Here is a 12,154-nt window from a genome sequence, read left to right as displayed (position 1 = left end):
TGCGTTTGCAGCATGCTACAATGAATGGGTTAACTTTACTTTTGTCTGGAGGCTTGTAGATGAAAAAGGCACATATCACGATGGAAAACGGCAATCAAATCGAGCTGGAACTGTACGACCAGGAAGCGCCTGGCACAGTAGCCAACTTTGAAAAACTGGCCAATGAAGGCTTTTACAACGGCTTGAGCTTCCACCGTGTCATCCCTGGCTTCGTGGCACAAGGCGGCTGCCCGCATGGAACAGGTACCGGCGGCCCTGGCTACACCATCAAATGCGAAACGGCTGGAAACCCGCACAAGCATCTGCGCGGTTCGCTGTCCATGGCGCACGCAGGAAAAGACACAGGCGGCAGCCAGTTCTTCATCTGCTACGATTCCTTCCCGCATCTCGACGGCGTACACACCGTATTCGGCCGTGTGACCTCCGGCATGGAGCATGTCGATGCGATCAAGCAAGGCGACAAAATGGAAACAGTAAAAGTGCTGTAAACGCATAACATGGTACGAAAGCACCGGCGACTCAAGTTGCCGGTGTTTTTTGCGTCGCATGGGGATCGACTACTTGTTGATGAGGTTCAAAAACGTCTCTTTTCCTGACAGTGAAGCAGGACGGGATTGCTCAGGCACAAGGCTTGTAAGCACACCCACATGCTGGTATGCTAGATGGTAGACATTTTTTTGAGGAGGAACCGATGGATCTTTTTCACTTTGAGTGGGAGACTGTGCCGTTTCGCTTGATTGCGTTCGTCATCGCTTTTACTCTTCACGAATACGCGCATGCATTCGTCGCCTGGAAGCTGGGAGATACGACGGCCAAGGATGAAGGCAGACTGACGCTCAACCCGATTCCGCATATCGATCCGTTCGGGATGCTTCTGATCCTGTTTGGACCGTTTGGCTGGGCCAAGCCAGTGCCAGTCAACCCGCTTCATTTTCGCGGAAACAAGCGGCTGGGCATGGTCTACGTAGCGGGTGCCGGGCCGTTGGTGAATCTGATTTTGGCCATTTTGTTCGCCATCATCTACATTTACGCAGGATATATGGGTGTGTTCGCCGATACGAGCGACAAGTGGATTTCTGCGCTTGAACTGACGTTGCGCTTCAGTTTCATCATCAACACCGCATTGTGTGTCTTCAACCTGTTGCCAGTTCCGCCGCTGGACGGTTACAAAATCCTGCGTTTCCTGTCTCCCCGGCAGTGGGATCGCTTCTACTACAATTACGAAGTGTACGGACCGTGGATATTGTTGCTGCTGATTTTCATTCCAGGGATCCGGGAAGTTGTCTTGGGCGCCCCGATGGGATTTATGCTCGCCTGGATACAACAGATTGCGATCTCGATTCTGACGCTGTTCCTATAAATGAAAAAAAGGGAGTACGATCGTGGGGTACAGCATTAAACTCGACTCATTTGAAGGACCGCTTGACCTGTTGCTCCATCTGATCGACAAGGCGGAAGTGGACATTTACGACATTCCGATTGCGGACATTACGGAGCAATACCTGGCGACTTTGGACACGATGCAGCAGCTGCAGCTTGATGTTGCCAGCGAGTTTGTCGTGATGGCGGCTACGCTGTTGGCGATCAAAAGCAAAATGCTGCTGCCGAAAAAGGAAGAGCATGTGTTTCAGCCGCATCTGGACATGGATCTCGAAGAAGAGGACCCGCGCGACGAGCTGGTGCAGCGCTTGTTGGAGTACAAGCGGTACAAGCTGTTGGCGGAGACGTTGAAAGAGATGGAAATCGGGCGCAGCCAGGTGTTTACCCGTCCGGCCGAGGACCTGACGCCGTACATCCGCGAAGAGGACAACACCGTAAAAAACGTCACCTTGTATGATTTGATCCAGGCGCTGGAGAAGCTGGTGAAAAAGACGCAAGAAAAGGAACAGCCGCTGACCAGGGTGTCGCGCGACGAAATTTCGATCAAGGACCGGATGGGCGAAATTCGTCAGCTCGTCCGCGCGGGAGGCGGGATGGTCCGTTTCTACCAGCTTTTCTCGCGCGGTGTGACGCGCTCGCAGATTGTCACCACGTTCCTCGCCTTGCTGGAGTTGATGAAGGCCAAGGAAGTCACCTGCATCCAGAACCAGTTGTTCCAGGACATTATGATTTGTGAAAACAATGCGAAAGGAGTCCCTGCCGATGGACTATGACAAGCTGAAAGGGGTTATCGAGGGCTTGTTGTTCATCTCGGGTGATGAAGGAATCGCTGCCAAGGAAATCAGCGAGATTACGCAAGTTCCGGAAGAAGAGATTATCGATCTGATCGAAGACATGAAAGCCGATTTCCGCCGTGCGGGAAGAGGCATCCAGATTGTCGAGGTGGCGCGGGCATACCAGTTGACGACGCTGCCGGAGCACGCCGAATACTTCGAGCGGCTGGCCAGCTCGCCCAACCAGGCGACGCTATCGCAGGCGGCGTTGGAGACTCTGGCGATCATCGCCTACAAGCAGCCGTTGACCCGCTCGGAAATCGAGGAAATCCGCGGCGTGAAATGCGAAAAGGCGCTGAACACGCTGCTCTCCAAGCAGTTGATTCGCGAGGCGGGCCGGGCAGAAGGCATTGGACGCCCGATCCTGTACGCGACGACCAAAGAATTTTTGGAGCATTTTGGCTTGCGCGAGCTGTCTGATCTGCCAGAGCCGCCGATGAATTTCGATCTGGAAGAAGCGCGGCTGGAAGCATCGGCCCTGTTTGCCAAGGCAGCGGATACCGGCAAACCGACAACCGAATAGGTGAACGACGATACGCGAATGGAGAGTTTTTTCGTACTATCAGATGACTCGTCCCCATATACATGGTACAAACCTATGGAATCACTTGTACGAATGGGGAGGATGAGGATGAGCGTGCGCAAAACATGGTCCGGCGTACTCGTCGTTTTTCTTTTTATACAGCTACTTTTGTCACCGGTCCAGGCGGCAGCGGCAGCCGCTCCGCCCACGTTGTCTGCGGAGGGAGCGGCGCTGATCGATGTGGAAAGCGGCCGAATTCTCTACTCCAAAAACGGACAGAAAAAAATGAGGATCGCCAGCCTGACGAAAACGATGACTGCAATCGTCGCCATCGAATCGGGCAAGCTCGACGACGTCGTGACAGTGCCGCCGGAAGCAGTTGGTGTAGAAGGCTCCTCGATCTACCTGAAACACAATGAAAAGCTCACCCTTGAGGAGTTGCTCTACGGTCTGATGCTGCGCTCCGGCAACGATGCGGCGGTTACTATCGCCACCCATGTCGGGGGCTCAGTGCCGGGCTTTGTCCACCTGATGAACGAAAAAGCGGCGCTGATCGGCATGACCAACACCAATTTTACCAACCCACACGGTCTGGACGACAGCAACCTGCACTACTCCACAGCCGAGGACATGGCGAAGCTGTCGGCGTACGCTTTGCAAAACCCGACGTTCCAGCAGATCGTCTCCACCAAGGTAAAGGACATCTCCTGGGAAGGCGAGGAATACAACAGGCGGCTGCTCAACAAAAACAAAATGCTGCATTTGTATCAGGGAGCAGACGGTGTCAAAACCGGCTACACGAAGCTGGCAAAGCGCTGCCTGGCTGCCTCGGCGACGCGGGATGGGAGGCAGCTTGCGACGATTACCCTCAACGCTCCCGATGACTGGAACGATTCCGCGAAAATGCTCGATTGGGGGTTCCGAAATTTTCCGCTGAAAGAGCTGGCTAGCCTGGGGCAGACAGTCCAGCCTGACATCGGAGTCACGATCGAGGACGGCATCCGCCTGATTACGACCAATTCGTTTTCCTATCCGCTGCAGGCAGAAGAAGCAGGAGAGGTGCAACTGCGTGTGGTGACAGCCGAATCGAACATCACCGAAGAGATGAGCGGGAAAATCGCCGGCTTTCTGCAGTTTCACTTCAAGGACCAGATGATCGGGCAGGTGCCTCTCATTGTCCAGCGGGAAAAGCCGGCCTGGGCGCAGCCACAGGAGGCCCGGTCGGGCAGCTTCTGGCAGCAGGTATGGAGACTGGTGGCAGGGGGACTGTGGAGTGCTTAACTACATCTGGCTTGTCCTGATCGTCAGCAGTGTCGTGGTCGCTGCCATCAATGGTCGCATCGAAGTAATCAACCAGGCTGCCTTTTCCGGTGCGAAAACGGGCGTTACCGTCTGCTTCGGTCTGCTCAGCGTGCTGGCCTTTTGGATGGGCGTGATGAAAGTAGCGGAAAAGTCCGGTTTGCTGGAATTGCTGGCACGCGCGCTGTCGCCGCTAATCCGCCTGCTGTTTCCGGATATTCCGAAAGGACACCCTGCGATCGGCTACATTTTGTCCAATATGAGCGCCAACCTTCTGGGACTGGGGAATGCCGCCACGCCGATGGGACTGAAGGCAATGGAGGAACTGCAAAAGCTCAATCCGAACAAGCAGGAAGCCTCTCCAGCGATGTGTACGCTTTTGGCGATTAACACAGCGAGTATCACGCTTATCCCGACGACGATGATCGCCATTCGGATGCAGTACGGCTCGATCAATCCGGTAGAGATCGTCGGAACGACGCTGCTTTCCTCTTTTGCCGCTACACTGGTCGCCTTGATCATCGACCGCTGGTATCGCTATCGCCATTTTCGCAGGCACAGGTAAGGAGGGACGTGGATGTACCAATGGGTTACGCTGGTCTCCCTGTGGGCCATACCGGTTCTGATAGTCTTCGTCCTGCTGCACGGTTGGCGACGCCAGGTTCCCGTCTACGAAGCATTTGTAGAAGGGGCGAAAGGAGGACTGGGCACGACCATCCGCATCTTGCCGCACCTGATCGCGATGATGGTTTCGGTCACGATGTTTCGCGAATCGGGAGCGCTTGACTTGCTGCTCGCGGGATTGAAGCCGCTGCTAGACTTGCTGCACTTTCCCGAAGAACTCGTACCGCTCGCCCTGCTTCGCCCGCTGACGGGGACAGGTTCGCTTGCGATCGCTACCGATTTGATCGCACAGTATGGCCCCGATTCGTTTTTGGGCCGGCTGGCGGCGACGATGCAGGGGAGTACCGATACGACCCTGTACGTCCTCACGGTTTATTTCGGGGCAGTCGGCATCCGCAACTCGGGCTACGCGTTGAAAGTGGGATTGTGGTCCGATCTGGCAGGGGTCATTTTTTCATTGCTCGTCGTTTCCTATGTGTTCGGATAGAGCGATGTCCGCAAAGTGTCAGGCAGGGAAAAACTTCCTCGACGGGGGAAGTTTTTCCCTTTTTCTTGTCCACACTAGGAAGAATGGGTATGATGTTGTAGAGGTGATCCGGGAATATGGAACGTTTGCAGAAAGTATTGGCTCAGGCAGGAGTCGCCTCTCGTCGTCGCTGTGAAGAACTGATCGTGCAGGGAAGTGTGGAGGTAAACGGAAAGCTGGTGCGGGAACTTGGCACCAAGGTTGACCCGGAGCGGGACAGGATCGTGGTCAACGGCAAGCCAATCAAGCTCGAGCGGCACGTCTATCTCCTGCTCCATAAGCCGACGGGTGTTATCACCAGCCTCTCCGACCCGCAGGGCAGGCGGGTAGTGACCGATTTGCTCAAAGGTGTCAAGGAGCGTGTCTACCCTGTCGGACGGCTGGATTACGATACGTCCGGGCTGCTGCTGTTGACCAACGACGGAGAGCTTGCCAACCGGCTGGCTCATCCGAGCTACGAGATCGACAAGGTGTACCGGGCATGGGTAAAAGGAATTCCTTCTGCGGAGAGCATCAAGCGCCTGGCGACTGGCGTTCGCCTGGAGGACGGGATGACGTCACCTGGACGCGCGCGGTTGTTGAAAACGTCTTCGGACAAGCAAAAGGCGTGGATCGAATTGACCATCCACGAAGGGCGTAACAGACAGGTCCGGCGGATGTGCGAGGCAATCGGCCATCCGGTCTTGACGCTGGAGCGGGTGCGCCTTGGATTTTTGACACTGGAAGGATTGCGCCCAGGGGACTACCGGCTGTTGACAAGCGAAGAAGTGAACAAGCTCAAGCGAGGGCTGCAGCAGCGAAAACAGGCAAAGCGTGGCCCTCTCTGATTTCGTTCAAAATCTGTTCATAAGTTGTAGGCTGTGTCAAAATCAAGCAACGCTATAATAGAGGGAAACGGTTGCAATTTTTATATGTAATAGATGGGAGTACGGGATGATGAACAAACAGAACCGCATCTACGTTCGCGTCGCTATTTTGGGGGTCCTGCTCATTGCGCTGGTCTTTGCGCTATACTCCAGTTTTGTCAAAGACCCCAACGCGGTAAAAGTAGGAAGTGCAGCTCCGAATTTCAGCCTGGAGCGTCTCGGTGGCGGTGAAATCGCACTGAACGATCTGCGCGGCAAGGGCGTCGTTCTCAATTTCTGGGGAACCTGGTGTGAGCCGTGCAAGGCGGAGATGCCAGCCTTGCAGAAAAAATACGAGACGTACAAGGATCAGGGCTTGGAAGTGATCGGGGTCAATATCTCGGAATCACCGATTACGATCGAACCTTTTATCAACCAGTACGGAATCAATTTTCCGATCTTGCTGGATCGCCAGACGCAAATTACGAAGCTGTACCGCATCGGGCCGATCCCGACGACGTTTTTCATTTCTCCTGAAGGAAGAGTGGAGGAAATTTTCATCGGACAATTAAGCGAGGAGCTAATTGCCTCCAAAGTAGAGAAAATCTTGCCGTAAGAGAGGAACAATATGGATCAGCGAAAATGTGAATGTGGACATACGAATCCCATCGGGACGCTGCTTTGTGAATCTTGCGGAAAACCGCTGGAGATTCATCCCGATGAGCAAAATATGTTCCCGGATATGCGCTATGAAGGAATGGCTCGTCGCTCGCAGACGTATACAACGAAGCTGATAGACAAGGTATGGAATACCTTTTCCTCGGTCAAAGTAGCCATCTGGATTATCGTCGTGCTGCTTGTCACATCAGCGATCGGGACGATTTTCCCACAGCAGCAATACATACCGGTGCCGGTTCCTACCGAAGCCGATGTCGCCAGATACTACACCAATACGTACGGCGTGCTGGGGACGATCTACTACGAGCTCGGCATGCACAACATGTACTCCTCGTGGTGGTTTGTCACGCTTTTGGTGCTGCTCGGCACATCCCTGGTCATCTGCAGTCTGGACCGTGTCGTTCCGCTCTACAAGGCGCTGAGCAAGCCGCGCCTCAACCAGCACAAATCGTTTTTGAAAGGGCAAAAGGTATACGCCGAAGCAGATCTGCCGCCAGGCAAAAAGCTGGAGGAATTTCTCGCTGAATCTGCCCATGCCCTGAACAAAAGAGGGTACCGGATTTTTCAGACGGACCGCGCCTTGCTTGCCGAAAAAGGGCGGTTCAGCCGCTGGGGCCCATACATCAACCACATCGGGCTGATTCTGTTTCTGATCGGAGTGTTGATGCGCAGTCTGCCTGGTTTTCATCTGGACAAGTACGTCTGGGTTCGCGAAGGAGAGACGGTGCCGATTCCCGATACGCCGTATTACGTGAAAAATGTCTCGTATCACACCGAATACTGGGCCGAGGATGAAATGCCGGTCGAGCTGGAGCTAAACGGAGGGGCCATCCCGAAATCGTACCAGACAGACGCGATTTTGTACCTGAACAAAAACGCCGATATTCCCGGATCAAAGCCCGATTTGGTCGAGGTGCAAAGCGGACCGATCGTGGTCAACCATCCGATGAACTATGAAAGCCTTTACCTCTATCAATCCGGTGTGCAGGAGATGCAGCTCGCGGCGCTCAATTTCACCTTGCTGGACCTGAAGGACGGCAACAGGGAGATCGGACCGTTCAAACTCCACGTGTATGAACCAGAACAGGAGCAGGAAGTGGCCGATGGCTTTACCGTTCGCGTGCTCGATTACTTCCCGGATTTCAAGATGGGTGAGGATGGCAAGCCGATCACACAAAGCAATCTGCCCAACAACCCGATGTTTGCGTTCGAGGTTATCGACTTGAACGAAAATCACAGCGAAAAAATGGTGTACCTGCAAGGAGCAATTCTCTCGCAGGAAAGCGATCCTCGCTTTGGCTTGAAGATTACGATGCCCGATCTGGTCGACATTTCCGGGTTGAACGTACGTGTGGACAAAGCACTGCCAGTGATCTACGTCGGCTCCTTTATCTTCATGGTGGGTGTGTGCATGGGATTCTTCTGGCAGCACCGCAGGGTTTGGATCCAGTTCCAGGATGACAAGGTCCTGCTTGCCGCACATACCAACAAAAACTGGTTCGGTATCCGAAAAGAAGTGCAGGGAGTAGCGGATCAAGTGAAGCTGGCGATAACAGTGGACGAGAATCCGAAGGCATAATCGTTCTTCAAGGAGGGAAACTTCGTGCAGTTGTACCATGTAAGTGACTGGCTGCTTGATATCGCATTTTTGTTATACGTACTTGCGACTGTTGTGTTTGTCGTCGCAATGACCGGAAAGAGATGGTCCGGCCGCGATCCCAAGCAGCATGAGCAAAAGTACGGGCGAATCGGCTACTGGATGACGGCGGTCGGTTTTATCGCCCATACCGGTTATGTGATTACCCGGTGGATCGCCGGCGGTCACAGTCCGACGAGCAACATGTTTGAGTTTATGGCGTTTTTGGACTACTGTATTATCCTCGCCTATCTGATTATTTACCGGATTTACAAGCTGACGGTGATCGGGGCTTTCGTGCTGCCGCTGGGCGTCATCATGCTGGCGTACTCGTACGTGTTTCCCAAAGAGATCACACCGCTGATTCCTTCGCTGCAAAGCTACTGGCTGTACATTCACGTCACGACAGCAGCACTGGGAGAAGGAATTCTCGCGGTCGGTTTCGCCGCCGGCCTGATGTATTTGATTATGACGGTCCCGCAGAAGGTTTCCACCAAAAGCACAAAATGGCTGGAGGTTGTACTGGCTGTCGTGCTGATGCTGGTTGGTTTTATCTTGATGGAATCGACCTACTCGCGGCTGGACCAGCGCACCGTCTTTGAAATGACCCAGCCGGCTCCTGCGCCGCTTACAGGCGAGCAGCAGGTACAGGTCGAGTACACGCTGCCGGCGATTGTGGCACCTGCCGACGCGACACTGGTGAAGGAAGGTCCGATGTCGCCGCTGTTTACCGCACCTACCTGGATGGAAGGCAAAGACGCGGCACGCAAGCTGAATACGATGATCTGGTCGGTCCTCTCCGGACTTGTCCTCTACGGCCTGCTGCGCCTGATCTTCCGCAAACGGCTTGCCGCGGTCATTCAGCCTGCGCTGGATGACATCGACCCGAACCTGGTCGACGAGATCAGCTATCGCGCGATCAGTATTGGCTATCCGGTGTTTACGCTGGGCGCGCTGATTTTCGCCATGATTTGGGCGAATGAAGCGTGGGGGCGTTTCTGGGGTTGGGACCCTAAAGAGGTGTGGGCGTTGATCGTCTGGCTGTTTTACAGTGCCTACCTGCATCTGCGCTTGTCGCGCGGCTGGATCGGCGCAAAATCAGCCTGGATGTCTGTCATTGGTTTTGTTATCATTTTAATCACACTGGTAGTGGTAAATTTGGTGATTGCTGGTTTACATTCCTATGCCGGAGTGTAAGATAGAAGTTGAAAAAGCTGGTCTTGCCGCCAGCTTTTTGGACTATCTCCACCTTTCATAACGAAAACGTAACCTTGGGGTGTTAAGCATGGAAAATGCACGTATTCTCGTGGTAGATGACGAAGACCGCATCCGCCGGTTGCTGAAAATGTACCTGGAGCGGGAAAACTTTCAGATCGATGAAGCGGACAATGGAGAGCAGGCAGTGGAGATGGCAGTAGGGAGCGACTACGATATCATCCTGCTCGACCTGATGCTGCCCGGCATGGATGGCATCGAGGTGTGCCAACGGATTCGCGAATTTAAAGCAACACCGATTATCATGCTGACGGCAAAGGGTGAGGAAACCAATCGCGTACACGGCTTCGAGGCCGGGGTCGACGATTATGTGGTGAAGCCGTTCAGCCCGCGCGAGGTCGTTTACCGGGTCAAGGCAATCCTGCGCCGCTCCTCGACGACGGCGTACCTGAAGACGGAAAGCATCAACAGCCATTCCATTCTCGTTTTCCCGGAATTGACGATCGATCACGACGCGCACAAGGTCGTCGCCAGCGGACAGGAAGTCAGTCTCACACCGAAAGAGTATGAGCTGCTTTACTACCTGGCGCAATCGCCGGACAAGGTGTTCACGCGTGAAGAATTGCTGAAAGACGTGTGGCACTATGAATTTTTCGGAGATTTGCGAACCGTGGATACCCACATCAAGCGGCTGCGTGAAAAGCTGAATCGCGTCTCCCCGCAGGCTGCTGCGATGATCGCGACGGTTTGGGGCGTCGGCTATAAACTCGAGGTGCCAAAGTAACGTGGACGTCATTTTCAAAAGTGTCGTCGGCAAGCTCTGGATGACGATTATCGCGTTGTTCGCTCTCGTGCTGACGGTGTTCAGTCTGCTTCTCGTCCAGTCATTTGACAATTTTTACCATCGCCAACAGACGGCCAGCTTGCAGGAGCTGGCTGAAGGACTATCGGCAGGGCTTGCGAACAGCGAGGACAAGCAGAGTGCACTTGCACTGGCCTCGCAATTCGGGCTGGTTCACCACACCGGGATGCTGCTGCTCGATGAGCATCGCGTGCCGGTGGGCAAAAGCGAAGGAAAATCGCTTCCCAACATTCCGAGCGAGCTGTTGATTCAGGCAGCCGAAGCCAAGGTAACGCAGGCGTTGCAGGGACAACATCCGGAGCCCGAGAGGCTGATTCTTGACCTGTCTGGAATCAGGAATGAAGATGCACCTACGTCTTCCAGCGAGAGCCTGCCTATTCTGGCTGTGGCCGTCCCCCTGGAAATTTCCCCAGGGCATCAGGGTGCCGTCTTGATGTATCAGACGATCGAAGATTTTGACGATACATTGGTCGAGGTCAGATTCCTTATTTTTGTGGTCGGTGTAATCGCCTTTACGTCGACGACGTTCTTCGCCTTTTTTCTGTCGTCGCGGATTACTTCGCCGCTGCTGCAAATGAAGGAGACCGCCCATCGCATCGCGGAAGGGGATTTTCACGCCGAGATACCGATTCGTACCACGGACGAGATCGGCGAGCTGGCTGCGTCGCTGAACACGATGGCTTCCCGCTTGAATCAACTGGTAGATGCGCTGTCAAAGGAAAAGGAACAGTTGTCCAGCGTGTTGCGCAGTATGGTCGATGGGGTCGTAATGATCGATGCCGAAGGGAAAATCGCCGTGACGAACCCGCCGGCCGAGCATTTCCTGCGTGACTGGACGTATGAGCACCCCGAGGAGCCCTTCCCGCTGTACGGTTTTTATGACCGTGTCGTGCGCGGCGGACATGAGCTGATCGAGGACATTCCGGTCCAAGGCCGGACGTGGTCGCTGGTCATGGTGCCGCTGATGGACCGCGACCAGATTCGCGGGGCAGTAGCCGTCATACGCGATATGACGCGCGAACGAAAGCTCGACAAAATGCGCAATGACTTCGTCGCCAACGTCTCGCATGAGCTTCGCACGCCGCTGTCGATGCTGCAAGGGTACAGCGAAGCGATCGTCGATGACATCGCCACGACGCCGGAGGAGCACAAGGAGCTGGCGCAAATCATTTACGATGAGTCGGTGCGGATGACCAAGCTGGTCAACGAATTGCTCAACCTGGCGCGAATGGAAGCGGGGCATGTAGAGCTGGTCCGCGAAACTGTGGAGCTGCGCCCGTACCTGGAGCGGGTTCACCGCAAGTTTGTCAACCTGGCGAGGGAACAGGGCATCAACCTGCAGCTCGATTTTTCGACTACGTTCACACAGGCTTCGATCGATCCTGACCGGATGGAACAGGTGCTGACCAATCTGATCGACAATGCGCTGCGGCACACGCCCAAAGACGGATGCGTGACATTGCGGGCATCTGGCGACAAGCAGTTGATTTTGGAAATAAGCGACACCGGAAGCGGTATTCCGCAGGAAGATTTGCCGTTTGTCTTTGAACGCTTCTACAAGGCGGACAAAGCGCGTACCCGCGGCCGTGCCGGAGGGACTGGCCTGGGGCTTGCCATTGCCAAGAACATCGTCGATGCGCACGGTGCTTCGATCAGCGTGCAAAGCAAGCAGGATAAAGGAACGACGTTTACCATCGCTTTCCTGGAAGAAAACAAACACAGCTAGGAGTGTA

Annotated in this window: 13 protein-coding genes; all 13 read left to right on the top strand. The window is 54.5% G+C overall.

Annotation, left to right across the window (positions count from 1 at the left end):
• Positions 1-59: 59 nt before the first annotated feature.
• The 13 genes from ACAF76_RS12275 (at position 60) to ACAF76_RS12215 (ending at position 12,147) form a co-directional block, all read left to right on the top strand.
• Positions 60-488 (top strand): peptidylprolyl isomerase, encoded by a 429-nt coding sequence (locus ACAF76_RS12275; protein ID WP_400163838.1) that lies wholly within the window; start codon positions 60-62, stop codon positions 486-488.
• Between the two features lie 203 nt (positions 489-691).
• Positions 692-1,360, top strand: a complete 669-nt coding sequence (locus ACAF76_RS12270; RefSeq protein WP_400163837.1) for a site-2 protease family protein — start codon at positions 692-694, stop codon at positions 1,358-1,360.
• Positions 1,361-1,382: 22 nt separating this feature from the next.
• The gene (locus tag ACAF76_RS12265) at positions 1,383-2,153 is read left to right on the top strand and encodes a segregation/condensation protein A (protein WP_400163836.1); all 771 of its coding nucleotides are present in this window, start codon (positions 1,383-1,385) and stop codon (positions 2,151-2,153) included.
• Positions 2,143-2,736: an SMC-Scp complex subunit ScpB gene (gene scpB, locus ACAF76_RS12260; RefSeq protein ID WP_400163835.1), complete on the top strand. Its 594-nt coding sequence runs from the start codon at positions 2,143-2,145 to the stop codon at positions 2,734-2,736. Before ACAF76_RS12265 ends, scpB begins: the two co-directional genes overlap by 11 nt.
• A 108-nt stretch (positions 2,737-2,844) precedes the next feature.
• Positions 2,845-4,017, top strand: coding sequence for a D-alanyl-D-alanine carboxypeptidase family protein (locus ACAF76_RS12255; RefSeq protein WP_400163834.1), 1,173 nt, complete (start codon positions 2,845-2,847; stop codon positions 4,015-4,017).
• Entirely contained in the window at positions 4,010-4,600 is a 591-nt protein-coding gene (locus ACAF76_RS12250) for a nucleoside recognition domain-containing protein (RefSeq protein ID WP_400163833.1), read from the top strand. Before ACAF76_RS12255 ends, ACAF76_RS12250 begins: the two co-directional genes overlap by 8 nt.
• A 12-nt stretch (positions 4,601-4,612) precedes the next feature.
• Positions 4,613-5,146, top strand: a complete 534-nt coding sequence (locus tag ACAF76_RS12245) for a spore maturation protein (RefSeq protein WP_400163832.1) — start codon at positions 4,613-4,615, stop codon at positions 5,144-5,146.
• Between the two features lie 116 nt (positions 5,147-5,262).
• Positions 5,263-6,012, top strand: coding sequence for a pseudouridine synthase (locus ACAF76_RS12240; RefSeq protein ID WP_400163831.1), 750 nt, complete (start codon positions 5,263-5,265; stop codon positions 6,010-6,012).
• Between the two features lie 109 nt (positions 6,013-6,121).
• Positions 6,122-6,646, top strand: a complete 525-nt coding sequence (gene resA / locus ACAF76_RS12235) for a thiol-disulfide oxidoreductase ResA (RefSeq protein WP_400163830.1) — start codon at positions 6,122-6,124, stop codon at positions 6,644-6,646.
• A 12-nt stretch (positions 6,647-6,658) separates the two neighbouring features.
• The gene (gene resB / locus ACAF76_RS12230) at positions 6,659-8,287 is read left to right on the top strand and encodes a cytochrome c biogenesis protein ResB (RefSeq protein ID WP_400163829.1); all 1,629 of its coding nucleotides are present in this window, start codon (positions 6,659-6,661) and stop codon (positions 8,285-8,287) included.
• A gap of 24 nt (positions 8,288-8,311) precedes the next feature.
• Positions 8,312-9,541: a cytochrome c biogenesis protein CcsA gene (ccsA, locus tag ACAF76_RS12225; RefSeq protein ID WP_400163828.1), complete on the top strand. Its 1,230-nt coding sequence runs from the start codon at positions 8,312-8,314 to the stop codon at positions 9,539-9,541.
• A gap of 88 nt (positions 9,542-9,629) precedes the next feature.
• Positions 9,630-10,343 (top strand): response regulator transcription factor, encoded by a 714-nt coding sequence (locus ACAF76_RS12220; RefSeq protein WP_400163827.1) that lies wholly within the window; start codon positions 9,630-9,632, stop codon positions 10,341-10,343.
• A gap of 1 nt (position 10,344) precedes the next feature.
• Positions 10,345-12,147 carry a HAMP domain-containing sensor histidine kinase gene (locus ACAF76_RS12215; RefSeq protein ID WP_400163826.1) on the top strand — a complete coding sequence of 601 codons (1,803 nt, stop codon included), beginning with the start codon at positions 10,345-10,347 and terminating at the stop codon, positions 12,145-12,147.
• Positions 12,148-12,154 lie beyond the last annotated feature (7 nt).

The organism is Brevibacillus sp. TJ4, assembly GCF_044627595.2.
Classification (GTDB): domain Bacteria; phylum Bacillota; class Bacilli; order Brevibacillales; family Brevibacillaceae; genus Brevibacillus.
Note: the sequence above shows the minus strand (reverse complement) of the source record. Positions and strands in the feature narration are given on the sequence as shown.

Bases quoted from the DNA above. Each gene is read 5' to 3' on its own strand.
- ACAF76_RS12270 (WP_400163837.1), top strand. From the start codon at position 692: ATGGATCTTTTTCACTTTGAGTGGGAGACTGTGCCGTTTCGCTTGATT.
- resA (WP_400163830.1), top strand. From the start codon at position 6,122: ATGAACAAACAGAACCGCATCTACGTTCGCGTCGCTATTTTGGGGGTC.
- ACAF76_RS12275 (WP_400163838.1), top strand. From the start codon at position 60: ATGAAAAAGGCACATATCACGATGGAAAACGGCAATCAAATCGAGCTG.
- ACAF76_RS12220 (WP_400163827.1), top strand. From the start codon at position 9,630: ATGGAAAATGCACGTATTCTCGTGGTAGATGACGAAGACCGCATCCGC.
- resB (WP_400163829.1), top strand. From the start codon at position 6,659: ATGGATCAGCGAAAATGTGAATGTGGACATACGAATCCCATCGGGACG.
- ACAF76_RS12240 (WP_400163831.1), top strand. From the start codon at position 5,263: ATGGAACGTTTGCAGAAAGTATTGGCTCAGGCAGGAGTCGCCTCTCGT.
- scpB (WP_400163835.1), top strand. From the start codon at position 2,143: ATGGACTATGACAAGCTGAAAGGGGTTATCGAGGGCTTGTTGTTCATC.
- ACAF76_RS12245 (WP_400163832.1), top strand. From the start codon at position 4,613: ATGTACCAATGGGTTACGCTGGTCTCCCTGTGGGCCATACCGGTTCTG.
- ACAF76_RS12255 (WP_400163834.1), top strand. From the start codon at position 2,845: ATGAGCGTGCGCAAAACATGGTCCGGCGTACTCGTCGTTTTTCTTTTT.